Consider the following 23050-nt stretch of genomic DNA (forward strand, 5'->3'; position numbering starts at 1 on the left):
CGTCCTTGCCGGACTCGATGGCGTTCAGGCTCTCGTTCATTGGTCTTCCTCCTCTCCGCGTTCTCGATGGGGTTGTTCCGGGGGTGGGGTCGTCGCTCAGGTGATGGAGGCGACGGATACGGCCACGGCCGAGCTGATGCCCGCGCCGATGCTCACGCCGGTCCAGAAGCCCGGGGCCTCGAGGACCTCCAGCTCCTGCATCTCCAGCTCCAGCTCCGCCTCGTCCTTGCCGGACTTGGCGACGTCCAGGTTCTCGCTCATGTGGTCTCGCTCCTCTCGATGTGTGTGTGCGGTTCGCTGCCGGGGCGGCGACTTACGTGATGCTCCAGGCGATGGACACGAGGCTGACGCCCACGGAAACGCCGGCGCTGGTCGCCCAGCCCGGAGCCTCCAGCGACTCCAGCTCCTGCATTTCGAGCTCCTGCATCTCCAGCTCGACCGCGGTCTCTTCATGGTTCTCGGACAAGGTGGTGCCTCCCTTCGGACGTACGGATGAACGGTGGGGGTGGTGCGGGATCAGGTGATGCTCCAGGCGATCGACACGAGGCTGACGCCCACGGAAACGCCGGCGCTGGTCGCCCAGCCCGGAGCCTCCAGCGACTCCAGCTCCTGCATCTCGAGCTCCTGCATCTCCAGCTCCACCGCGGTCTCTTCGTGGTTCTCCGACACGGTCTCGCCTCCTTCCTTCGTGATGTTCAATGTGGTCACTCCCCCGCGGCGATAGACGTCGCGGAAGCTTCTATGGGTGCGGTGGTGGCTTCGGCCAACACCGCACGCAGTTCGTCGGCTTGCAGACCGCCGAGCATCGGCAGACCAGCGCCCCAGGCCCGCATGGCCCGTACGGTGGTCGCCTCGATCTGGTCGGAATCGGCGTGGACCACCTGGGTGATCCGCCAGTCTCGAATGAGTTGCTCCAGTCCGTCCGCGGGATCGACGGGCAGCCAGGGGGCCTGCTCCCGCACGATCCGCCACAGTCGGGTGATGCGTGCCGCCACGCCGACCCGGGCATCCCCGGCCAGCGCCCGCCGCCACAGCACGGGCCACACGACGGCCACCGCGCGCATCTTCGCCAGGCCGAGCGTCGTGGACAGCTCGTTGGCGATCGGCCAGGTCTTCACGGCGTGCACATAGCGGCCGACGTTCGTGTGCCCGATCTGACTTTCGGCGCTGAGCGAAGCGATCCGCAGGCGAAGCTCCGCCTCGATGGGACGACCGGCGACGCGGTCCCGCGCCACCCGGTAGCCCACGTCCACCAGCTGCCGGGCGAGGTCCTCCACCAGGGCGTCGGGAACCGGCCTCTCGACGGGATCACCCGCGTACGGACTGACCGCCCGGAACAGCGCCTCCAGAACCCCGTCGGCGACCAGGTCGACCGGCAGACTCTCGGTGGCGGCGGCGTCGTGGATCGAGGCGACCGCCCGCAGGCAACTCCCCGTGACGATGCGTTTCGCGTCGCCGTACGGATAGCACGCCACCGGTCCCAGCTCGCTACCCGTGCCGAGGGTGGTTGGCACGGCGAGCACCCGGACCGAGGTTCCGAGCCGTGCCGGAAGGATGACCATGCCGCTGCGCTGCGGAGCGGCAAGCCAGTCCCGGACTTCCAGCCAGACCGCGGCCAGTTTCGCCAGTTTGGCGAGGTCCATCGTCGTGCCGCCGCCGAGGGCGATCAGCAGACCGGCGGACGGCAGCGCGTCCGCCAGAGCGGTGATCTGGTCCAAGCCACCCTGTGGGGGGCAGGGAATCAGGGTGGGTTCGATACCGGCCTGCCGTACCTGCGCGAGGACCCGCTCGGTGACCGGCCGGTCGAGTACTGCCGGGTCCACCAGCATCGTGACCTCCGCGGTCCGGTCCCGGCGCAGCCAGCCGGCCAGGTGGTCGATGCCCTGCATCGGGGTCGCGGGTGCGTCGAGGGTCAACAAGTTCAGTCACCTCCGTCCATTGTTGATAGGGTGTGGTTCTGCCTGGGCCCAGCTCATTCCTTTGCCGGCGGCGGGTTCCGGGCAGCGTTCCGTGGCGCGGGCGGGAGGGGTCAGGCCCTTCCGCCCCGCTGCATCTCCGGCGCCGCGACCAGCGCATCCAGCCCCTCGGCCACGCAGACGACGAGCTCGTCGACGTCCGCTGCCGAGAAGGTCAGCGCGGGGATGAGCTGCACCCCGCCCGGTCCGGGATGGACGATCGCTCCGGCCCGGCGAATCCGGGCCACCAGCGCCGCGACCTGCGTCCCGCTGAGCGGTTCACCGTCGTCACCCTGGATGTGTACGGTGCGGAAGCAGCCGATTCCCGCCGCCCCGGCCACCCGCGGGTGCCCGTCGACCAGGTTGGTGATCGCCGCGTCGAGCCGGGCGGCGACCGCCCGACCGGACACCACCGCGTCGAGCCGGTGCATTTCGTCGATGGTCGCGCTGATCGCGGCGGACGGAAGTGAGCTGCCGCCCTGCGTCTCGGCGTGCACCAGGATCGCGTCGCCGGTGACGAACGGTTCGGCGACCCGGCCCGAGAAGACCACCGCCGAAGCCGGGCAGACACCGTTGGTCAGCCCCTTCGAGGTGATCAGCACGTCGGGCTGGCCCGGCCAGGTCTGCGAGGCGAAGAAGCTGCCCGTCCGCCCGAAGCCGGTAGCCACCTCGTCCGCGACCAGGAGATACCCGGTCTCGTCCCGCAGCCGCACCAGTTCCGCGATGAACTCTTCGGTGAGCGGCACCGTGCCGGAACCGAGCACCGGCTCCACCACGATCGCCGCGATCCGGTCGGCGTTGCGGTCGACCAGCGCCCGCAGTTCGCCGATGTCGTTCGGGGTGATGTGCCGGATCTGCCGCTGGTCCACCTGATAGAGCCGCTGGCCCAGGTCCTCCCCGGTCAGCGCGAAGCCGCCGAACGTCAGCCCGTGGAAGCTCCCGCGCAGACCCACGACCAGCTTGCGGTCAGGCTGTCCGGTCAGCGCATGATGATGCCGCACGAGCTTCATCGCGGCGTCGTTCGCGGCACCACCGGACGAGGAGAACAACACCTTCGCGTAATGGTCGGCGCCGCACACGTTGACCAGTGCATCCGCCGCCCGCCGGGCGTAGTCGTTCTCGTAACGGAACGCCCCCAGGTACGAGGCGTTCGTCGCGGCTTCCCGCACCGCCTCGGCGATCGCGGCGTTCCCATAACCGAGGTTGACGTTCCACAGCGCACTGCTGCCGTCGAGGACCACATTGCCGTCCGCGAAGGTCACGCGGTGCCCGTGTGCACTCACGGCTCGGATGTCCGCCGCGCCGTGCGCACTCGGGGGGATCAGATAGGGCCACAGGGCCGAGGGGCTGGTCATGCGCGCACCGCCTTCAGCAGAGTCACGTGGTGGCGGCCACCTGCCGGGGTCAGCGCCCGGCGTTCCAGGATCCGCAGACCGGCTTCGGCCAGCTCCCTCTCGACCGCGGGGACGTCAGTGATGCCGACCTCGTCGGTGCAGGCGTACACCGGGCCTTCCGCCGGATCGGCGGGCAGGATCGTGACCACGCGGGACGCGGAGCCGACCGGCCAGTGGTCGTACACCTCGTAGCGGGTGCCGGAAGCCCCGGCCACCTGATCCACCTGCTCGTCCGGACCGGACGTGTCACCGCGCTCCAGGACCGTGAAGAGGAACTGCCCGCCGGGTTCGAGATGGTCCACCACCGACCGGAACAGGCGGCCGCGGCCCGCGGCGTTGAGCAGCGAGATCGAGGTGGTGCCAAGCACGATCGTGGCGAAGCCGGACCCGAGGTCGAAACCGGCCATGTCGCCGTGGACCACCGTGCAGGCTGCGCGCAGTCGTGCCGGTGCGGCTTCCAGTCGCTCACGGAGCAGGCCGAGCATGTCCTCGGACAGGTCCAGGGCGGTGACGCTGCGACCGAGTGCCAGCACCGGGAAGGTGAACCGGCCCGAGCCGGCGGCCAGGTCCAGGACGGCACCGGGCATCGCCCGTACCGCGCGGACGATCTCCCGCACCTCGAAGGCGTCGTTGGCGGCAAGGTCGTGATAGATCGGGGCGCCGTGCACGTCGTACACGTCGCAGAGCCGCACCCGGTCGCCGAGCTGCGCGATTCGTTCTCCGGCCCGCCCGGGCGGCATGACGATCGCCGGGGCCGTCACCGCGCACCCGCCGACTCGTCCTCGGCGGTACCGGGGCGGACGCCATGCTCTGCTTCAGTGGTGCCCAGGCGAACGCCGCGGTCGGTCAGGAAGCCGCCAACGCGGGTGAGGGCCGCGGGTGGGACGAACTCGGCTGCGATGTCGGAATCGCCGGAGGCGATCAGGCACTCGACCGCCATCGCGGACTGCCGGTCCATGGCGAAGACGCGGCCTGCGGTGTCGTACACATAGGCCTGGTCGTCGGTCCAGAGCACCATCGGGAGCTGCGGGTCGCGGAAGTCGCAGGCGTCCGTACGAACGCCCAGGTCAGGGTTGAGGCGACCGCCGAAGCCGGAGACTCGCACCCCGGTGACCTCGTTCGCGGTCATCATCCGCAGTGCTTCCAGGGCGACCAGATAGCGGCCGATGAAGGGCCGGCTCAGCAGAGCCGCGGACCGTTCCTCCTCCGGCACGACCGCGCCCAAGCTCACCGCACAGGGCGCGTCGCTCGCCGCATTGGCCTGTTCCCACGCGGCGACGATCTCGTCGAGCGGGGCACCGACCTGCGCCAGTGGCACACCGCCCGGCGACGTCGAGATCCCACCGTCGGGGCCGACGTAGAGTCGCAGCATCGGCCCGCCCTCCGCGGGACCGGCGCCCAGCGCGGGCAGGTCCGTGATCCGCACCGGTGGCGTGATCGCGAAGTCCGGAAAGACCCCGCTGGTAAAAGCCGTGTCCGCGTCCGCCAGGAACGCGTCCAGGTCGTCGCCGCAGGTGATGCGCAGCAGGGTCGGACCGAGCACCGACATGAACCGGCTGCTCGCGTAGTCCTGGATCTGGAGGAAGAAGTCGTCACCGACGGCCAGGTCGGCGCCGGGCTCGGACAGCGAACCGGCATAGCCGACCACTCCCGTCGCCTCGTCGTCGGCACCGGGCGCCAGGATCACCGTGTCCGCACCGGCAATGCCCGATTCAAGAACGGCTTGCAGATGGGTACGGTCGGCGAGCGCGATCGTCGCGACGGTGCCCGCCGGCACCGACACCGGCTGGCTCGTGCCCGTACCCCACGACATGATGTGCCGTTTGACGAGCCTGAGTCGTGTCCTGTCCATTAAAGTCCCCCGCCCGCGGCGTGAATGATGTTCTTGAGGTCTTCGACGCCCGCGCGGGGTCCATGAACTTTGTGGACTCCGGTGACGTTCAGTACGATTTCGTCCACACCCGCATCGGCGTAGGAACGCAGTTTCTTGACCACGTCGTCCAGCCCGCCGGCCACGAAGGCATCCGTCTCGAGGACACCCCGGGCTGCCGCCGCCAGATCGCCGGGCGGCACGTCCACACCGGCACTGCGCAACATGTCCAGGTAGTGCGGCGCTTGCAGGTGTGCGCTGTTGCTGGCCAGGACGACCTGCACCGGATCGTCATCCCGCTCGACGGCCACCGGCACCATCGCCACGAGCCGCGGCGGAGTCGTCCGCCCCGACCGGGCCATCCCGTCCCGGATCGCCGGCCAGAGCACGTCCCGGATGTAGTGCGGCGGCGTGAGCCAGGTGATCGCCACGTCGGCGACCTCCCCCGACAGCCGCGCCATCCCCGTGCGCAGCACGCCCAGGCCGACGTCGACCCGCGGCGCCCGCACCGGCGGCAGCTTCGCGTGGACCTTGAGGTATCGGCCGTCGACCTGCACTTCTTCGCCGTCCAGCAGCCCGCGGACCACCTGCACGTACTCCCGCGCCATCGTGAGCGGGCTCTCGTACGGCGCACCGAGCATGCCCGTCTGCATCTCCCGCGAGCCCGGCCCGAAGCCTGCGATCACCGGGTGGCCGGTAGCCAGCGCCAGCGACCGGGCACTCACCGCGGCCTCGTACGGGTGCCGCAACGGCATCAGCGTCACGCCTGTCCCGACCGGCACCCGAAAGCCGGCACCCGCCGCGGCGGTGAACGCCTGGTGGGTCTCCAGCACCACGGACTGGCCCTGCCACAACCGGTGTGCGGTCGACCATTCGACCATCGCGGCGTACGGCAGCATCTGCTCGGAGCGGCCGGGTACGAATGGCACGAGCACCGAAAGCTCTGTCATCGCAAATCCTCCCCCTTCGGTCCGGCCGGTACGCCACGCTGGAAATACCGGGAACTTCTCGGCGCCCCGTCCGGGTGGCCGTTCGGCGATCGCTCGCCGCTGATGAGAGAAGTCTCGTTGGCGCGACCGGGTCTGAGTAAGTGGTCTGATCCGGTCGCGATTCGCGATGGCCGGTTGCGGACGGGTCGACATCGGACGCCTGGTCAGGGCATGATCATCATGGATGTCCTGATTCGGGGGGCCGTGCCACGAAAGCGGTGCAGGGACATCCGGCCGCACATTGAGGAGTTGCGCCTTGACACTCGATCGCCTAGGTCTCGATCCGCTCGCGCAGGCCGTCTATCGCGCCATGCTGGCCAGTCCCAGTTCCGACCTGAACGCGATCAGCGAAATCGCCGGCGTCAGCGAACCCGAGGCCAGGAGCGCTTTCGACCGCCTGGCCAGCCTGGCCCTCGTGCGTCAAGCCGACGACGAAATTTCTCCCCCGATGCTGAACAACCCCTCGGTCGCCCTCTCCGCCCTGCTCGCCCGCGAGCAGGTCCGGATCGCCGAACGGCAGCTCCAGATCGAAGAGAGCCGCGCCGCCATCGCTGAGTTGCTGGCCGCGGGCGCAGCGTCCGGCCAGGGCCCGGATCATCACGACGTCGAACGGGTGCTGGGCATCGACGCGGCTCGGGAACGGATCAGCGATCTGGCCGCCAACTGCCAAGAAGAAGTGTGGAGTTTCAATCCTGGTGGTGGACAGACGGCGCAGAACCGGGCCAACTCCCGCCCGCTGAATGCCGAGGCCCTCGAGCGCGGCATCCGCATGCGCGCCGTCTACCTCGAGAGCGTGCGCAACGACCCGGACACCGTCGACCACGTGCAGTGGCTGACCGAACGCGGCGCAGAAATCCGCACCACGCTGACCCTGCCCATCCGCATGCTCATCATCGACCGCGCTACCGCCGTCGTCCCGATCGACGATCGGGCCACTAGCCAGGGGATCACCGTCATCACCGGCCGGGGAATGGTCGCCGGCCTGGTCGCTCTCTTCGTGACGACCTGGAAGTCCGCGCAGCCGCTGTCCTCGCGCCGCAGTCGTGTCCCCGGTCAACCCAACAGTCAAGAACGGGCCGCGCTCCGGCTCTGGGCCCAGGGTGCCACCGACGCCTCGGTCGCCCGCACTCTCGGCATTTCCGAACGCACGGTTCGTCGTATCAGCGAAAACTTGGCGGAGCGGCTGAACGCCCGCAGCCGCTTCGAAGCCGGCGCCCGGGCCATGGACGTGGGTTGGCTGAACGCCGAAGACCTCGTCTGAAAAAGAATCGAGGCGGTCCCGTCGGGACCGCCTCGGTGGAAACTCATTTGTCGCGTCCGGAATCGCTTCGCGCACGCCCTGGTCATCCATCCCAGGGCCAGGGGGTCCGATCCGCGAGCGGCTCCAGCGGCATCCGCTCCACCAGGATCGTCGTGGCCTCTCCCCGCCTCACCACCGAGGCGAGCGCCACCCGCACCCGCTCCACATCCCGGTCCGGGGCCCTCGACGACGCTCCGTTCAGGAACAGACCGATGATCAGCCAGTCATCACGCTCGCACAGGAACACGTGCGCGACACGCGTCTGGGAAATCTCCCGATCGACCGCCCAGGCGATCCGCTCCCGACTGAGTTCCGGGCCGGCGGGAAACACCCAGGCCGCGATCAGGTACATGACTCATTCCCAGCCGAAGTCACCGGCGAAGTAGCTAAGGACGCCGGCCTGCATCCACATCGCCATCAAGATGTTCTTCATAATCTCCGCCCTCCGTCGCCGCCCTCTGTGCCATCAATCCTGCGTTTCTGCCATTGATGAAGGTAAGTGGTCGGATTCGGCCATGGCCGAATCCGACCTGGTCGAGGACTCTTCCGCCAGGCACCCACGGTGGGCATCGCCCCAGCTCAGACGGCCTTCCTGAATCCGCACGCAAGCCGCGCTCAGGTGCTCCTGGCCGCTGCCGGCCACACCCGGAAGGGCATTGACCTGATCCGGACACGAGAATGCGGCACAGCTCTTCCCTTTGCCGTAAATCGATTCTCACAGGCAACCCTCAGGGACCGCCGGCACCTATTGCGTAATACAGAAAATTGGCGGGCTCGCGATGGATGTCCCGCGGGGCTGGCTCCACGGCGTCGCACGAAGATCTGCGCGCCATCCCACAAGCCCGGCCTCACCTGTCGAGGGATGGGCGAGCTCTCCGGAGGGCCGGGCGGTGTTCGACACCGTCCTGGCAAATATCAGGGCCGAAGCATTCCGCGGCCGGTCAGACCGCGCCGCCGCGCAGGATCGCCGCGGCCAGCAGCGCCTCCACCGGCAGCCGCCGCGCCATAAGCATCGGCGTCGGCCTCGTGCTGGCGATCGGTGTGGGCGGCGGCGTTGCGGTGGCCGATGGGCTGCCGTTCTCCGCCGCCGATGGCAGCGGCATGTGTGCCCGTACGGTGTCCGCGGACGCTGATCTGTCTCAGCCGGTCGGCAGATTCGACCCGCAAGACCCGGCGAAGGCCTGTGCCGACAGCGGGGATCGGCTGTGGGGGCGACGGCAGCCGAGACCGCCCACTTCGTGGCTCGGTATCACCCGGGCGCGAACGCTGGCGGGTCTATCGGCTACCCGGCTGGCCTGTTCACCGATGACGCCTCGGCCTGCGCCTCGATAGGCAGCAACCCGAGTTGATAGCGGGTTCGCCGGCTCTTGACCCGGGCCAGTTCCGGGTCAAGAGCCGGCGATAGGCCTATTCGGCAGCGTTGGTCTTGCGCAGCCGAAGAATCCAACCCTGCGCTGTGTACCGGGGTACGCCGTAATGCTCGGCCACCGCGATCACCGAACCGGCCTTCTTCACCACCTTGGCAAGGTCGTCCGGGGTACGTCGGTAAACCCGACCCTGACGACCACTTGCCGCCTTCTCCACCGGGGCAGCCTTGGCGCCCCTCCTCCGCCCGGCCGCAGCCTTGGCCGGTGCGGCCGTGGGGACCAGCGCTTCGGCGGCTTTGGCGGACTTTCTGCGCCCGGCCGCAGCCTTGGCCGGTGCGGCCGTGGGGACCAGCGCTTCGGCGGCTTTGGCGGACTTTCTGCGCCCGGCCGCAGCCTTGGCCGGCGCGGCCGTTTCGACGGGCGCTGCAGCCGGCGGTGTCCGGCGCGCACGGGCCGGCTTGGCCGGAGCAACTGCCGGTTTCGCGGCGCGCCGGCGCCGGGTCGGCGTCGCCACCGGTGCTTCCGGTGCTTCCGGCGCTTCCGGCGCTTCCGGCTCAGCGGCGGCAGTCACCGGCGCCTCGAGCTCTCGGGCAGGGGCCGGCGTCTCGGCGGCGGTGATGGGGTGGCCGGTGGTGGCCGACTCGATCCGCGTCGGCGCCGCGGGCACGTTCGCGCTGACCGCTTGCAGCAGCAGACCAACGTCCACTGTGGGCATTTGTCCGCCGACCAGACCCCCGTCGGCGTGCAGGTGGACGTCGGTGATGCGCACCTCGGGGCCAGAATTGTCCACGATCAAGGTCGTGGTGGTGCCGCTGTCGTCGTTCGGCGCAATGGTGATGGTGTACGAGGGCATGAAGGGTGTCCTTTGACAGTGATGAGTCAGCGCCATCAGGCCACATCCCACAGACGACACTCAGGAGCCCCCGCACTGGGCAGCCGCGATAGTGACCTCTCGATGACGAGCGCAATGTACCGCAGCGTCGGCGCAGCTCAACCTTTACGCCCCACGGAGGCTTGACAACGTACAACCCATTGGTTGTATGTTTAGCGAGTGACGGACGAGAGCGCAGACCGAGCAGATGCTCTGTTCCACGCGCTCGCCGACCGCACCCGGCGCGACATCCTGCGCCGGGTGCTGGCCGGCGAGCACTCCGTCTCCACGCTCGCCGCGAAGTACGACATGAGCTTCGCCGCAGTGCAGAAGCACGTGAGCGTGCTGGAGAAGGCAGGGCTACTGACCAAGCGGCGCTGCGGTCGCGAACAGCTAGCCAGCGGCGACATGGCCGCAGTGCGGTCAGTGGCATCCATGCTGACGGAGTTCGAACAGGTGTGGCGCGGCCGCATCGCCCGCATCGACGTACTGATAGCAGCTGATCTCGAGCAGGAGGACTGAACCATGCCCGTGACCGACGTCCAGAAGGACCTCGACAACCTGACCCTGACCATCACCGCGGACTTCGCGGCGCCGGTCGAACGAATCTGGCAGGTGTACGCCGACCCGCGTCAGCTGGAAAAGGTGTGGGGCCCGCCGACCTACCCGGCGACCTTCGTGGACCACGACCTCACCCCCGGCGGCCGCATCAACTACTTCATGACCGGGCCGGAAGGCGACAAGCACGCCGGATACTGGCAGGTCACCGCCGTCGACGAGCCGAGAAGCTTCGCCTTCGAGGACGGCTTCGCCGACCTGGACTTCACCCCGAACCCGGACATGCCGACGTCCAAGTGCGTCTACACCTTCACCGCGCACAACGGCGGCACACGCGCCACTTACGTCAGCACGTACGCGTCGGCCGAGGCGCTGCAGCAGGTGCTGGACATGGGCATCGTGGAAGGAGCTTCGGCGGCGATCAACCAGATCGACGACCTGCTCGCCACCTGACCAGTTGCGGGGCCGGGGTTGCCGACCCCGGCCCCGGGGCTGGAACTCACCCCTACCCGCGGCGGTAGTGCACGGCCAGCACGCCGTTGCTCAACGGGTCCGCCGAGACCAGCTCGAGCTGGCGCGTGCTGGGCAGCCCGCCCTGATACAGCGTCGGGCCATGACCGGCGATCCTGGGATGGATGAGCAGCCGGTACTCGTCGATCAGGTCCAGCCGGTCCAGCTCGGTCGCCAGCTTGCCGCTGCCGATCAGGACGCCGGCCGGGGTCTCGTCCTTCAGCCTTTGCACGCTTTCGCGGAGATCACCGGTGAGGTGGTGGCTGTTGGTCCACGAGTATTCGGTGCGCGTGGCGGACACCACGTACTTAGGCTTGTCCTCCAGCGTGACCGCCCACTCGCGGATAGCCGGCGGCGCTTCCTCGTCACCGCGGGCGATGGCTGGCCAGACGTCTTCCATCATCTCGTAGGTGACACGGCCCCACAGCATTGCCCCGCTCTCATCCAGGAGCCGGGTAAAGAAGGCATGCGTCTCATCGTCGGCGATCCCCTCCTGGTGGTCGACGCAACCGTCCAGAGTGAGGTTGAGGCTGAAGGTCAGAAGGCCCATAGTCAACGAGCCTATCGGCGGCACTGTGCTGCGGGGCGCATCGTGGCCGAGTTTGCCTCCGCGCCGTAGGCTCGCCCGCGAATACGAACGTCGCCATGACTTCCCAAAGGCGCTGAGGCTTCAAGTGATCAACTTTCGGTTCTACGCAGTGGCGCTCGCCTCGGTCTTCGCGGCGTTGGCCATCGGCCTGGTCCTGGGCACGGCCGTAGCCAACGGCCCGGTCACCGACGACCTCAAGGACCAGACCGCCAAGTTGAACAGGAACCTCAGCAACCAGCGTGACGAAAATCTGAAACTTCTCGCGGAGGTTGATCGCGATCAGACCTTCGCGACAGAGATCGCCCCGTCGTTGCTCAGTGGCAAGCTGCCCGGTCGAAAGCTACTGGTGATCGCGCTTCCCGGCTCCTCGGAGTACGCCGATGACGTGGTCGCCAAACTCACCATGGCCGGGGCGACAATCACCACGCAGGTCACCATGCAGGAGAAGTTTTTCGATCCGACGGCAGCGCCCGAACTGCTCGAGCTTGCTGGTGGACACCCGAACAATTCCGACGCTGTCGAGACGGCCAGCGCCCACCTTGCCCTCGCGTTTCTCCAACGCTCCGACCCACCCGCCGCGACACCTGAGGTGTCGGCGGTGGTGTCCGCGTACACAAAGGCTGATTTTCTGCGCGTGACCGACAACGCTGCCGGCGGCGCTGAAGGCACTGTGATCATCGCCGGCGAGCCCTTCGCCGACAAGCACGCCGAGAAGATGAATCGGTCAGCGGTCGCCCTGGCAGCTCAATTCAGCAAGAACAAACCCCTCGTGATAGCGGGATTCGGCCCCGGCGACGGCAACTTGATCTCCGCGGTACGGCAGGATCCGACGCTCGCCAGCACGATATCCACAGTGGACAACGCGCGACTCGCGAAGGGTCAAGTGGCGACCGCGCTAGCCACCGCCGAGCGGATCGTGCACGGAAGGACCGGCCATTACGGCCACGACGCCGGGGCCACTTCCGAAGTACCCAAGGCCTCCTAGCGGACCGAACGTAGGTAGTATCGTCGCTCCGATGTCAGCAATGCGGGCCGGAGCGGGGTTGCCCAGGTGATCAGCCCACTCCTGCCGACCGACCCGCGCCAGCTCGGCGGCTACCACCTGCGCAGCCGCCTCGGCCAGGGCGGCATGGGCACCGTCTACCTCGCGGAGAGTAGCGAGCACCGCACGGTGGCGCTCAAGGTCGTCAAACCCGAATACGCGCACGAAGAACACTTCCGTGCCCGATTCCGCAGCGAGGTCAACCGGGCCCGGCAGGTGCCGCCGTTCTGCACCGCCGAAGTCCTCGACGCAGACGCCGACCACGATCCGCCTTACCTGGTCGTCGAGTACGTCGACGGTCCCAGCCTGGCCGACATCGTCACCAGCCAAGGCCCACTCACTGGCGGCAACCTGCACAGCGTGGCCGTAGGCGTCGCCACCGCCCTCGCGGCAATCCACAGCGCCGGCGTCATCCACCGCGACCTCAAGCCCCAGAACGTGCTGTTCGCCCTCGGCACCCCTAAAGTCATCGACTTCGGCATCGCCCGCGCATTCGAGGCCACCAGCCAGCACACCGGCACCGACCAGATGGTCGGCACAGTCGCCTACATGGCGCCGGAACGCTTCGACACCGACGCCACCCGCACCGTGGGGCCGGCCGCCGACGTGTTCGCCTGGGGTGTCGTGCTCACCTACGCCGGCACCGGCCGTACCCCGTTCGGCGGTGACTCCGCCGCCGCGACCGCCGCGGCGATCCTCACCCAGCCTCCTGCCCTGACCGGCCTTCCCGCATCCCTACGCGACCTGGTCGCGCTCACCCTGGACAAAGATCCCGCCCGCCGCCCCTCCGCCGCCGACCTGCTCGACCAACTGGTCGCCGCGGGCGGACAGGACACCGCCGACGCTGCCGGCGGATCGGAACTCACCCGCGCCGTCCAAGCGGTGCAACAGTCTGGCCGGCGACACAGCCCGAGCAGGAGCGACGACAGGTGGGGCCGACTGCCTCGCACCCTCACTGTCTTCCTGCAGATACTGTTCGGGTTCGCGCTGCTCGTCGGCCTCTTCGCGCAGATCGTCGTCATCCCCACGGTTGCCGCCGACGAGGTTGCTGCCTTCGCACCGTACGCGCCGCTGGAAACGCCCCTGGTAACCGCCGCGATCCTCTTCGTCGCCTGCATTCAGGTGGGTCTCGTCGCGCTGATCCGCTTACTCGGCTTGGCGGGTGCCGGCACTCTGTTCGCGCGTCCTGCCCTGATCTGGACCCACGTCTGCGTGGGCGCCGCTGCGATGGCTACCGCGGTCACCGCGGGCCTCTTTCTCTACGTCACCTTCGCCGACATCCCCTCCCAGGCCGACGGCATGGACGTTGTCGGTCTCTGGCTGGGAGCCGCGTGCGGCGTCGTCGTGGCAGGCGCACTCTTCCTGCTCACCCTCGTCGGCCGACACCTGCTCGTCAGAGCGATCACACTGCGCCGCGAACTTGACCGGCTGAGCTGAAGCGTTCCCTACTTGACCCGGTTGAGCAGGATGCGGCCGATCTTGCTGTCACAGCCACCGAACTCATTGATGGTCTTGACGCGCAGCGTGTACGCCCGCTTCGGGTCCAGCCCACTGACCGGGTAGTTGACGGAGTTGCTCGAGTATCCGCCCGTCAGACGCTCCTTGCGGATCACCTTATTGTCCGACATCCGAACCAGCTCGACGTCGTAGTCGAGGAAGACCTGGCGCGTGGCGCTCGGCTTCTGCGGGTAGCCGACGATGCCAGCGTATCCGCGCATTGTCGGGGGCTTCCACCAGAACGTGGCCGTCGTCCCGCCCTCCCAGCGATTCGCGTTGGCACCGAGGATGCTGCCGGGGCGCAGGGCCGGCTCGAGCCGAGGGCGAGTCGTGCTGCCCTCACCGCGGTTGTTCTTCGACGCGACGGTCACCATGTAGCTGGTGCACGGGTCCAGGTCGACGTCGACGCTCTGGTACATGCCCGCCGGCTTCCAGCTCGGGTCGGGCGTGTGCTTATAGACCTTCTTCGTCCCGTTGCTGGTGAAGGTGATCTCGTAGGAGTCGGCGTTCATCAGGTCGTCGTGGCTGCCGGCTTCGACCAGCGCACCGTCGTGCATGACGATGATCCGGTCAGCGTGAGTCACGTTCGCCAGGCGGTGGGTGAGCATCTGTGCTGACACGCGTCCTGAGTCGAGGTGCCGGGTCAGGTCGAACGCGACCAGGCGGGCCGCGGCCCAATCGGAAGGCTCGTAGAACACGGCCTATCCGGACTCGGCTAGCGAGCGGTACCAGTCCGCGGCGATCGGATGGGCCGGAAAGCCCAGCGGCGGCGCGGGCACGGGCGTAGCCCGCGGCGCAACCGTCGAGACAGCGGTGGCCTGATTGCGGCGGCGACGTTGATCAGCGCGTTTCGGGACCGGGCCGCGGGAGCCAGTCATGCGTGCACCCTCCGCCCCACGGATAGCGGTGTCACGCCGGTGCGAGCCCGACGGGTCAGAAAGATCGTGTAATCCGGAATCCGATATCCCACGGACTGGATGGGCAGGCGGCGACCTGCGCGACCAGCGTCCCGTCGACGTCCTGCTTGGAATTCGTCTTACGAAATGCCGCCTGCCATAAGCCGCCATGGCGCAATATGCCAATTGGACGCACGCACCGCTGCAGCCAACACGCGCAGCTTGCGTGACGCATATCACAATTCATGCTCCCGCGCAGGTCAGTCTCATGTTTCCGCAGTTCGGAAGGAGTTTCTGTAATACAAATATACGCTTCTTAACTCTAAAGAAATCCTATGCAGATGCCTAGCGTTACGAACTTTTGGAAGGCGTCAGATAACGTGCCATAGGCAACGAACGGCGACGGCTCGCTTGGCAGAGCGAGCCGTCTTGCCATCTCTATATCCGTCTGCGAAAGATCGTGAAGGAGTACGACGTGGCTAATGTATCGCCGAACGCAGCCTCTGACCAGGCGGAGCCGGATCACCGACCGGCAGTGGTGAAGGCGGCACTGCTGGCCTCGGGAAGCTTCGCAACAGCAATCGGCACCCTGCTGGCCGTCGCTGGCGAGTGGGGCACGCCCGACGAAACCGTGCGCTACGCGATCACGGCGATCGGCATCATTACCGCCCTCGCACTTGGGATCGCAGCGGCGTACGTGTGGCAACGACGGTAGGCGCGCACCGAGAAAGACGGTAGGCGGCGCACCGACAAGCAGAGGGTGCGGTACTGGCCCGCCACATATGCGTGCGGGCCGCACCCTGCTCTAACGATTCAGGATCGGGTATCACCGTGCGTATAGCTTTACGACCCCATACAGGGCCGAGATTGCTATGACGTACCGGTCTCCGGGCCTGCGGGATGGGGATCCTCGCCCAACCCAGACGCGACCGTGGAAATCCATGAATATCGATGTTACCCAGGCCACAACAACTACCACTGGGACTACCACCGCGCATTTGGCCCCTGTCATACCGCGTTCAGGACCGCCTGATCGAAGAGAAACGGCCCCCCACCTGCGGTGGAAGGCCGTTTCTTGTTTGTGCGCCCGAAGGGACTCGAACCCCTAACCTTCTGATCCGTAGGTGCCTTCTTGATCGTTCATGTCGGGGTCGGCGATGCCGGGTTGGACGGCGTTGCGGTAGGTGTAGGTGAGCCGCGCATGCTGGTGTCCTTCGGTGCTGAGGTTCGCGGCGATGGAGTAGGAGCTGGATGTTCGAGTGCCGAGGACCTCGAAGCGGATGGCGATACTGGTCCAGCTTTGGTCGATGCAGATCTTGATGGGCAGTGTCGTGTTGTTGTACGAGGAGACGAGTCGCCCCTCATAGATTCCCTCGACGATCGGAGTCTTGATGAAGCCGAGCCGGTGGAGCCAGGTCCAGCGCCACGCGGTGGCGTCGATCAGCCGGTAGAGCAGGCCGTACGCCGCGGCGGCAGTGGGTGCGCTGAAGAGCAAGCCAGGTCCGATGTCGAGTGCCTCGGTGACGGTGTCCGCGGCGATCGCGGTCAGGACCGCGATCAGGGCGATGATGCCGTAGGCGGAGATCCGGCTGTCGGTGCTGCTGTAGAGGTGCACGGCTACAGGGCTCGCCAGAGCGCCGCAAGGATATGGGAGGCGGTGGCGGCGCTGCGGTGTCCGGGATCATCGACGAACAGCCGGTGGGCCTCGTCTCCTGACGTGAAGGTGCTGGTCAGGTCGGAGACAGACTGGCTGTTCAGCCAGGCGAGGACGGCGGAGAGCCGCTGGGAGTCATCGGTGAGGAAGTAGGTGTCCGGGACGTTGTAGGTTACGCACTCCAGCAGGTAGCCGGTGGCGACCGCCCGCTTGCGGGGATGCTTGATCTGGCGGACGGTCGGTTTGTACCGCTCGGAGCAGCGCTTGTTCATGTCCCGGCCGTTCTTGATGTGTTCCTTCGGGTAGTTCACGATCCGGGGACCGTGCAGCGGGTCGATGGCGACGCCGTCGATCCAGGTGGGCTGCCCGTACGCCGGGTACGAGGTGTAGAGCCGGTGCTGAAGCGTCGGAACGACGTCGGCGTCGACATACCCGGCGGCCTTGTCGACGCGCAGGCACTTGTTCTTCGAATGCACCCGGCCGGTCCCGTAGTAGTCGATCAACGCCTGGTGAACCAGGTTTCGGAAACGGCTGGCGCTCGTGGCGGCGCCGGTTCCCCGGCCTCGCAGCTCACGGTCCCGGTCGGCCGGCACCAGGCGGCTGATGTCGGGATACATGGTCGACGTGAGCATCACGACCACGTCGACATCGGAGTCGCCCCGAGTGTCGGTCGCGGAAAGAGCATCTGATCCATGGCGAAGGCGGAGACTCAGCTCGTCCGAGTAAAGGTTGACTGCAAGTCAAGAAATATTTGATGCCACGGCGAATTGCAATCGTCAAGTAGATTACTCCATTGGAGTTCCGTCGGCGCACTATCCGCCACCCTCACGCATCGGACGCCAGGCGAAATAGGGACGCCGAATGGCACGGGAGGAGACTTTGTTCTGCACCCACCTTGCCGTACTGTTGGGCGGCATGCCAAGCAGTCGATCACCAGGGCGGTAGTACGACATGACATTGAGCGATGAAGGCTTGCTTCCCGTTGAGGCGATGGGAGGCGCACCAGCGACACGCCGAGCAGCCTCCCTTCGCTACCCTGGATCCAAGTGGTCACTGGCGTCGTCTATTGTCTCCCACTTCGGAGGCCACTACCATTACTTGGAGCCATATTTTGGCAGTGGCGCGGTATTCTTTACCAAGGACCCTTCTCCACATGAGTTAATTAATGACACCAATGGCACCCTGGTGAATTTCTTCCGAATGCTACGCGATCGGACTGAAGACTTATGCTGGGCGCTTGAAACAACGCCTTGGTCTCGTGATGAATACGTCATCTCCGATGTCGCGACCGAAGATTCTCTGGAAAATGCCCGGCGCTTTGTAGTACGAGTCTGGCAAGCACACGCCAGCGATCTAGCTAAGAAGACGGGCTGGAAGAACCGTGGCGTCCGGCAGCGCGCTCGCGGAATGTCAGACCGATGGAGTCGCGTACCTGACGAACTCCGCAACATGGCAGTGCGGCTAGCTGAGGCAGAGATTGAGAACCGGCCTGCACTTGAGGTGATTAAACGCTTCTCTGCATCAGACTGCTTGATTTACGCGGATCCTCCGTACCTGCCGGAGGTCCGAACCCAGAAGATGTACGGACAAGAAATGACAACGGATGAGCACATTGAAATGCTCGCAGTTCTGAAGAGCCATGCTGGCCCAGTAGTGCTCAGTGGTTACGACAATGAGCTTTACAACACGACTCTGGCGGGCTGGACTCACGTTTCACTTAAGCCTCCGAAGGTAGAAAAGGGTGCGGCCCGAACTGAAAAGTTGTGGGTCAAGCCTTCTAGCTAAGCGCCGAAAGGCGGGTTCAGTGTCACAGCAACTAAATTCGTGACACTGAGCCCACCAATTCCACGCTTCAGTCCACTAAGGCAAGATGGCTAGGACGGCCAGCTTCCTGGGAAGTACTCATCGATTTTCTCGCGAAGATTACGCGCAGGCGGCATATCCAATCGGAATACGGGCGACACCCATTCCGCCCACTCTAGAAGTGGGTAGTACTTCAATTGACCACCTGAATTCTGATACAGCTGCCACAGCCTGTGACTTCGGCCGTTTTCGTTGACATACCCAGCTACAGTGCTCGGTCCGCCGTTCTTGTCACTCCCCTCGTTGCACCATTCAACCTCATTGAACGGATCGGCGATGCTCAGATTTAGCGGGAAGCACAACAACTGGAAGTTCTCCCATCGGGCATCATGCGAAAGAACGAAGTACCGACTTCCAGCCAAGTCGTAAAGATGCCGAAGAGAACTGTGCCAACTCTCGACTAGTTTGACAATAGCCGGCCCGGCAAGCTTCGGTTGACTCTGCCAGATTATGCCTTGACGCGCAAACTCATCATCGAACTTCTTCTTTGAGTTACTTAGCTCCATGAAACTGGATTTAAGACGAGCTGGCTGAACACTAGCCATCTTGCAGCTAACACCAATCGGCAAGCCGTCGGGAGTCGGCACTGCTACATCGAATACACCTTTATTCTCCCCCGTGGTCCCGCCGCAGACCATGGCAGTTGCTCTCTCGAAGTCAAGGAAGTCAGGCATAAACAGGCCAAGCTTTCCTAGGTACTGGCCGCTGCCATCCCGGAAGGTACTAAGAGCAAGTCTGAGACGCTCGACCTCGGCCGCATTAAGCGGACGGTCCCTGAATGGCACAGACAACGTGTGGCCCTCCCCGACTAGTTGTGTGCATCAAGTCTAGGTCCAGCGCTACAAGGGCCTGCCTGAGCGAGCACTTGACACGGCTGTTGGCTGGGCATCCGAAGCTTTCGGCGGAGCGGCAGTTACCTGCTTCCGGTCGGGGAAGGGGTGAGGTTATCTGGCTCGGTCCGGGTGTGCCAGACAGGGCATTGCGTGTTCGGGTAGCTGCTGCGTCACGCACGGTGTCTTCGTGCCCGGCGATCAGCCGGGTGATCCCCTGCACCGGGGTTCCGGACGCCGACGCCATGATGATTAACGCCCGGCGCACCCGCATGGAGTCGTGTTTGCCCCGACGGACGCGACGATCTACTGGTGCGGTCACTGGCATGAGGCCGACCCGAAATCACACGATCGGGTTATAGCCGCAAAACTCGTGGAACAGCTTCTTGCTGCCGACGGCATGGTGGGCAGCGCCTTATCTGAGGCGTCGCGTTAATCGTTTGAAGCACTAGCTAAAGTAGGGCGAGTTTCCTCAGCTTCCGCTGTCTTGCAGGATTCCGGGTAGCTGTCCACCCGGCGGTCTCATTAGCGCTCACCCCCGCCGATCAGGATTTCCAGGGCATGGCTGACGTCGGGGGCGGTCGAGGGCTCCTGGATGTAGAACTTCTTGGTGATGCTCTCGTCGACGTGCCCGAGCTGGGCAGCGGCCTCGGTGACCAGGCCCTGTCCGCTCAGTACGGTAGCGACGGTTTTGCGGAATACGTGAGGGCTCACCCAGGTGAGATCAGCCTGCCGTTGCAGGGCGCAGCGTAGCGAGCGGCGCATGTTGTCCGGCTGTACGAAGGTGCCGGTGCGGCTGGCGAAGAGGGGGTCGTCGCCTCGATGGGGTTCCTCGGCCTGCCGACGGCCGAGCATGGTCACGGCAAAGGTTGGCAGGTGGATCGTGCGTTGCCCAGCGAGGGTCTTGGGGAACTCCTGACGTTCCCAGCCGGTGTTCTTAAGGAAGACCATGGTGCCCGCGACGGTGAGGGTTCGGGCATGCAGGTCGATGTCCCGCCAGCGCAGGGCGCAGGCTTCGCCGATACGGCAGCCGGTGGCCAGGAGAAGGTCGAACAGGTCGGTGCAGGCGCGGCTTTTCCTAGGTCCGACGGCTTTGGTGGTGCGCCACAGGTGCAGGGCGTGGCGGACCCGTTGGATCTCGTCGAAGCTCATGGCTTGAACGATCTTGCGTGGCTTCGGCAGGCGGCCGACGTCGCGGACCGGGTTGGCGGGGATTGCACCGTGGCGGACGGCCAGACTGAACATCTGCAATAGGGTTCCTTTGCAGCGCTGTGCCCCGGATGGATGAGTTCTGGCGAGGGTCTTGAGATAACGGTCGAGCGCACCGACCGTGGCTTCTTGGATGGTCATGTCCCCGATGGCGGGCAGGATCCAGTAGTGCAAGTTGTTGGCGTAGTGGTCAACTGTTTGTCGTTTGATTCGGTTCTCGATAAGGATCTCGTCGGTCCAGGCGTCAGCGAGTTGTTCTACCGTCGTGTCTGGAGTGACATCGCCGCTGACGTCGCGGGGCGCGGCTCGTAGGCGGTCGAAATGTTCATGCTCGCCGCGCAGCGCATTGCACAGCACCTTATGGGCACCTCCGAGAAGACGTCGTTGCTCATCGGTGAAACCGTGGGCGCGTCTGGCGAGGGTGATGCTGGCTTTGAGTAGATGCATGTGAGCAGGGCTCAGGGTTATGAGTGCCACTCAGGCAACCTAGCCGCTCGTGAGCAGCGCAAATAGCCGCTTGAAAAGATGATCACGTTCAGGTTCCACCTGGCCGGCGCCACCGCTGAAGGCGAACGAGGGCTTACCTTCTCAGAGGTCGCGGTCCGCGTTGAGGTGCTCGTCGGCCCTCTTGAGATCGGCCGCGCAGTCGTCGGCTTCCCGTTGGCGTTCGTCGTCACTGAGGCTGTCGTACCACTGTGTGAAGTCGTCAAGCTGTCCGGTCAGCGCCTCGGAGTATGCGGAGAAGGAAATGCCGTCGGCCAGCTTGATATTGCCTCGTAGGACCTGGTCGGACATCTCCCGGAGCAGCTCGTTGTCGCTGTGGTCGGCGAGGTGCTGGAGGAACCGGTGGATGACCTCGTTCTCGATCCTCTCGTTCACGAGCATCCTCTACGCGGCCGATGAGGGGTGCTGGTAGGCAGCGTTGGGAAGCGGATATCGGGAGAAGGCGCCGGTGTCGGCGGACCAGGACTGGATCATGCCGGCGAGCATCATGATGTCGTTGTACCCGGTGCTGATGATCAGCTTGAGGCGGGCGCCGAGCATGTAGATCTTGCGTGCCTGGTAGGCCGCGAACGCGTAGCCCGCCACGGCGCCGACTCCGGTCTCGATGGCGGCCGTCCCCGCCGAAGCACCGATCACCCCCATGATGGCGGCGTCACCCATATCTTCAGGATGCCGGAGAACGACTCGGCGATCCGGAATGTGCCCTCGGCCGCCTTCTGGTAGGACTCGGCCAGGCCGGTCAGGCTCTGTCTCTGCTCGCTGAGAGTGGCACCGAGTTGCGTGAAGTAGACGTACGCGGCTTCCGAGGCATTGCCGTCCCACTGGTTGTCGAGGTCCAGATTCCCACTGGCGGTGTTGATCCCGATGTCTTGCAGGGCGTCGCCGAGGTTGGCGATGGCGCCGGCGGCCTTCTCGCCCTGCACCGCCACATCGACGACACCCTCCACCATGACGTCACGATCACCGCGTGGTGGCAGGCCCTCACCGCCTGAACCACCGGGCGATCGCAAGATCGATTTCCGAATCGGACGCATAATCCCTGGTCAACACCGGAGCGGATCGACCGGCCTGAAACAACCGATCACCACCGGATCACCACATCCCAATAAGCGGGATTTCAGAGGCGAACACTGGGACAACAAAATGGCTGTGACCCGCGTTTCCGCTGGTCACAGCCATTTCTAAATGTGCGCCCGAAGGGACTCGAACCCCTAACCTTCTGATCCGTAGTCAGATGCTCTATCCATTGAGCTACGGGCGCTCAGTGCTTTGCCAGCATACACACCGGCTCAACACGCGGAGACTCCGGGATTCGAACCCGGGAGGGGGTATAAGCCCCCAACCGCATTAGCAGTGCGGCGCCATAGACCAGACTAGGCGAAGTCTCCTCGGCGGCTTTCAGACCACCGACCGTCGAGGATACCGGACCGCCCGAGGCCCAGGCAAAGCGGATCCCCTCGGCGCGCCGCGGCGGGATTGGGGGAGGCCACGCCGCTCTTCGGCAGGGTGAAATCGCCGGTGCCAGGATAGGCTGCCACGGCATGGAGGAGAACCCGCAGCCGCAGCGCCGCGAGCAGACGTCCGGGCCCGCTTTCCGCACGCCTGAGCAGCCCGAATCCTCCCCGGCGCCGGAGCGCAAAGCCCGCAAATCACCCCCATCGGTGACCTTCCGGCCCCCGGCTGCGGACCAACCCCAAGATCCGTCAAGTACGGCCGCACACCCCCCAGAAGCAGGCACCCCCACCCGCCCTCAGGGCCAAACCCCTGCCTCCGCCCGCCCCGCCGCCACCAACCCCCGCTCGACCGGGCAACCCCGCCCCGGCCAGAAGCGCACCCCCGCCAAGAAGCAGCCCGCGAAGAAGGCCGATCCCGCCGCGACCAACGCCCCGCCTGCTGCAGCCCCCCGGTCCAAGGCCACGCCCGCGACAAAGACCCCGTCCAAGGCCACGCCACCCGCGTCCAAGGCAACGACAGACGACTTGCCCACGACAAAGGCCGCCTCCCAGGCAGCGACAGACGACTTGCCCACGACTAAAGCCACGCCCGCGCCGCCCGCGGCCAAAGCGACAACAGAAAGCTCCCCCGCGGCCATGGCAGATGGCTCCCCCGCAACCAAGGCCACACCCACCGCCAAGGCGACGCCCCCGAGAAA

Annotated in this window: 28 protein-coding genes, 2 tRNA genes and 1 pseudogene; 7 read left to right on the top strand and 24 right to left on the bottom strand. The window is 65.9% G+C overall.

Going from position 1 to position 23050, the window contains the following annotated elements; genetic code table 11:
* Positions 1-96 precede the first annotated feature (96 nt).
* From ACIA1L_RS13395 to ACIA1L_RS13430, 8 genes are all read right to left on the bottom strand, one after another.
* Complete coding sequence (locus tag ACIA1L_RS13395; protein WP_396072923.1) at positions 97-261, bottom strand: daptide-type RiPP; 165 nt, start codon at positions 259-261, stop codon at positions 97-99.
* Positions 262-313: 52 nt separating this feature from the next.
* Complete coding sequence (locus ACIA1L_RS13400) at positions 314-466, bottom strand: daptide-type RiPP (protein ID WP_396072924.1); 153 nt, start codon at positions 464-466, stop codon at positions 314-316.
* A gap of 50 nt (positions 467-516) precedes the next feature.
* Positions 517-669: a daptide-type RiPP gene (locus ACIA1L_RS13405; RefSeq protein ID WP_396072924.1), complete on the bottom strand. Its 153-nt coding sequence runs from the start codon at positions 667-669 to the stop codon at positions 517-519.
* Between the two features lie 35 nt (positions 670-704).
* Entirely contained in the window at positions 705-1919 is a 1215-nt protein-coding gene (gene mpaC / locus ACIA1L_RS13410) for a daptide-type RiPP biosynthesis dehydogenase (RefSeq protein ID WP_396072925.1), read from the bottom strand.
* Positions 1920-2029: 110 nt separating this feature from the next.
* A complete protein-coding gene (gene mpaD / locus ACIA1L_RS13415; RefSeq protein ID WP_396072926.1) occupies positions 2030-3310 on the bottom strand; it encodes a daptide-type RiPP biosynthesis aminotransferase in 1281 nt (426 codons plus the stop codon).
* Entirely contained in the window at positions 3307-4110 is an 804-nt protein-coding gene (gene mpaM, locus ACIA1L_RS13420; protein WP_396072927.1) for a daptide-type RiPP biosynthesis methyltransferase, read from the bottom strand. Before mpaM ends, mpaD begins: the two co-directional genes overlap by 4 nt.
* Positions 4107-5201 carry a daptide biosynthesis RiPP recognition protein gene (mpaB, locus tag ACIA1L_RS13425; protein WP_396072928.1) on the bottom strand — a complete coding sequence of 365 codons (1095 nt, stop codon included), beginning with the start codon at positions 5199-5201 and terminating at the stop codon, positions 4107-4109. The genes mpaM and mpaB overlap by 4 nt, the downstream gene beginning before the upstream one ends.
* Entirely contained in the window at positions 5201-6169 is a 969-nt protein-coding gene (locus ACIA1L_RS13430; RefSeq protein WP_396072929.1) for an LLM class flavin-dependent oxidoreductase, read from the bottom strand. Before ACIA1L_RS13430 ends, mpaB begins: the two co-directional genes overlap by 1 nt.
* A 295-nt stretch (positions 6170-6464) precedes the next feature.
* Between ACIA1L_RS13430 and ACIA1L_RS13435 the strand changes: the two genes are divergently transcribed.
* The gene (locus ACIA1L_RS13435) at positions 6465-7469 is read left to right on the top strand and encodes a LuxR C-terminal-related transcriptional regulator (RefSeq protein WP_396072930.1); all 1005 of its coding nucleotides are present in this window, start codon (positions 6465-6467) and stop codon (positions 7467-7469) included.
* 82 nt (positions 7470-7551) lie between these two features.
* Here the strand turns inward: ACIA1L_RS13435 and ACIA1L_RS13440 are convergent, their stop codons facing one another.
* The 3 genes from ACIA1L_RS13440 to ACIA1L_RS13450 form a co-directional block, all read right to left on the bottom strand.
* Positions 7552-7860: a hypothetical protein gene (locus tag ACIA1L_RS13440; RefSeq protein ID WP_396072931.1), complete on the bottom strand. Its 309-nt coding sequence runs from the start codon at positions 7858-7860 to the stop codon at positions 7552-7554.
* A 589-nt stretch (positions 7861-8449) separates the two neighbouring features.
* On the bottom strand, positions 8450-8611 hold the full coding sequence (locus tag ACIA1L_RS13445; protein ID WP_396072932.1) for a hypothetical protein: 162 nt from the start codon (positions 8609-8611) through the stop codon (positions 8450-8452).
* A gap of 304 nt (positions 8612-8915) precedes the next feature.
* Complete coding sequence (locus ACIA1L_RS13450) at positions 8916-9728, bottom strand: hypothetical protein (RefSeq protein WP_396072933.1); 813 nt, start codon at positions 9726-9728, stop codon at positions 8916-8918.
* 198 nt (positions 9729-9926) lie between these two features.
* Here ACIA1L_RS13450 and ACIA1L_RS13455 point away from each other — a divergent pair, with 198 nt between their 5' ends.
* Together ACIA1L_RS13455 and ACIA1L_RS13460 are read left to right on the top strand one after the other, a co-directional pair.
* Complete coding sequence (locus ACIA1L_RS13455) at positions 9927-10268, top strand: ArsR/SmtB family transcription factor (RefSeq protein WP_396072934.1); 342 nt, start codon at positions 9927-9929, stop codon at positions 10266-10268.
* 3 nt (positions 10269-10271) lie between these two features.
* Positions 10272-10757 (top strand): SRPBCC domain-containing protein, encoded by a 486-nt coding sequence (locus tag ACIA1L_RS13460; RefSeq protein WP_396072935.1) that lies wholly within the window; start codon positions 10272-10274, stop codon positions 10755-10757.
* Positions 10758-10809: 52 nt separating this feature from the next.
* Here the strand turns inward: ACIA1L_RS13460 and ACIA1L_RS13465 are convergent, their stop codons facing one another.
* Positions 10810-11364 carry a dihydrofolate reductase family protein gene (locus tag ACIA1L_RS13465; RefSeq protein WP_396072936.1) on the bottom strand — a complete coding sequence of 185 codons (555 nt, stop codon included), beginning with the start codon at positions 11362-11364 and terminating at the stop codon, positions 10810-10812.
* Between ACIA1L_RS13465 and ACIA1L_RS13470 the strand changes: the two genes are divergently transcribed.
* Complete coding sequence (locus tag ACIA1L_RS13470) at positions 11339-12388, top strand: copper transporter (protein ID WP_396072937.1); 1050 nt, start codon at positions 11339-11341, stop codon at positions 12386-12388. The genes ACIA1L_RS13465 and ACIA1L_RS13470 overlap by 26 nt on opposite strands.
* Positions 12389-12454: 66 nt before the next feature.
* Entirely contained in the window at positions 12455-13882 is a 1428-nt protein-coding gene (locus ACIA1L_RS13475; RefSeq protein ID WP_396072938.1) for a protein kinase, read from the top strand.
* Positions 13883-13890: 8 nt separating this feature from the next.
* On the opposite strand, the gene ACIA1L_RS13480 is transcribed toward ACIA1L_RS13475, so the two are convergent.
* Positions 13891-14640, bottom strand: a complete 750-nt coding sequence (locus tag ACIA1L_RS13480; RefSeq protein ID WP_396073065.1) for a hypothetical protein — start codon at positions 14638-14640, stop codon at positions 13891-13893.
* A 3-nt stretch (positions 14641-14643) separates the two neighbouring features.
* Positions 14644-14820, bottom strand: coding sequence for a hypothetical protein (locus ACIA1L_RS13485; RefSeq protein WP_396072939.1), 177 nt, complete (start codon positions 14818-14820; stop codon positions 14644-14646).
* A 478-nt stretch (positions 14821-15298) separates the two neighbouring features.
* Between ACIA1L_RS13485 and ACIA1L_RS13490 the strand changes: the two genes are divergently transcribed.
* Entirely contained in the window at positions 15299-15553 is a 255-nt protein-coding gene (locus ACIA1L_RS13490) for a hypothetical protein (RefSeq protein ID WP_396072940.1), read from the top strand.
* Between the two features lie 390 nt (positions 15554-15943).
* On the opposite strand, the gene ACIA1L_RS13495 is transcribed toward ACIA1L_RS13490, so the two are convergent.
* Complete coding sequence (locus ACIA1L_RS13495; RefSeq protein WP_396072941.1) at positions 15944-16453, bottom strand: hypothetical protein; 510 nt, start codon at positions 16451-16453, stop codon at positions 15944-15946.
* 2 nt (positions 16454-16455) lie between these two features.
* Positions 16456-17133 (bottom strand): hypothetical protein, encoded by a 678-nt coding sequence (locus ACIA1L_RS13500; RefSeq protein ID WP_396072942.1) that lies wholly within the window; start codon positions 17131-17133, stop codon positions 16456-16458.
* A gap of 310 nt (positions 17134-17443) precedes the next feature.
* Here ACIA1L_RS13500 and ACIA1L_RS13505 point away from each other — a divergent pair, with 310 nt between their 5' ends.
* Positions 17444-18277: a DNA adenine methylase gene (locus ACIA1L_RS13505; RefSeq protein WP_396072943.1), complete on the top strand. Its 834-nt coding sequence runs from the start codon at positions 17444-17446 to the stop codon at positions 18275-18277.
* Between the two features lie 89 nt (positions 18278-18366).
* On the opposite strand, the gene ACIA1L_RS13510 is transcribed toward ACIA1L_RS13505, so the two are convergent.
* The 8 genes and pseudogenes from ACIA1L_RS13510 to ACIA1L_RS13545 form a co-directional block, all read right to left on the bottom strand.
* Positions 18367-19146, bottom strand: a complete 780-nt coding sequence (locus tag ACIA1L_RS13510; RefSeq protein WP_396072944.1) for a hypothetical protein — start codon at positions 19144-19146, stop codon at positions 18367-18369.
* Positions 19147-19357: 211 nt separating this feature from the next.
* Positions 19358-19483: pseudogene (locus tag ACIA1L_RS13515) on the bottom strand (IS630 family transposase); the annotation flags it as partial.
* Between the two features lie 227 nt (positions 19484-19710).
* Entirely contained in the window at positions 19711-20871 is a 1161-nt protein-coding gene (locus tag ACIA1L_RS13520; RefSeq protein ID WP_396072945.1) for a tyrosine-type recombinase/integrase, read from the bottom strand.
* A gap of 111 nt (positions 20872-20982) precedes the next feature.
* On the bottom strand, positions 20983-21273 hold the full coding sequence (locus tag ACIA1L_RS13525) for a hypothetical protein (RefSeq protein ID WP_396072946.1): 291 nt from the start codon (positions 21271-21273) through the stop codon (positions 20983-20985).
* A 9-nt stretch (positions 21274-21282) separates the two neighbouring features.
* Positions 21283-21558 carry a hypothetical protein gene (locus ACIA1L_RS13530; RefSeq protein ID WP_396072947.1) on the bottom strand — a complete coding sequence of 92 codons (276 nt, stop codon included), beginning with the start codon at positions 21556-21558 and terminating at the stop codon, positions 21283-21285.
* Entirely contained in the window at positions 21531-21848 is a 318-nt protein-coding gene (locus ACIA1L_RS13535; protein ID WP_396072948.1) for a WXG100 family type VII secretion target, read from the bottom strand. Before ACIA1L_RS13535 ends, ACIA1L_RS13530 begins: the two co-directional genes overlap by 28 nt.
* A 238-nt stretch (positions 21849-22086) precedes the next feature.
* Positions 22087-22159 (bottom strand) — tRNA-Arg (locus ACIA1L_RS13540).
* Positions 22160-22195: 36 nt separating this feature from the next.
* Positions 22196-22286, bottom strand: a tRNA-Ser gene (locus ACIA1L_RS13545).
* Between the last annotated feature and the right edge of the window lie 764 nt (positions 22287-23050).

Source organism: Actinoplanes sp. NPDC051859, from assembly GCF_044452725.1.
GTDB lineage: Bacteria > Actinomycetota > Actinomycetes > Mycobacteriales > Micromonosporaceae > Actinoplanes.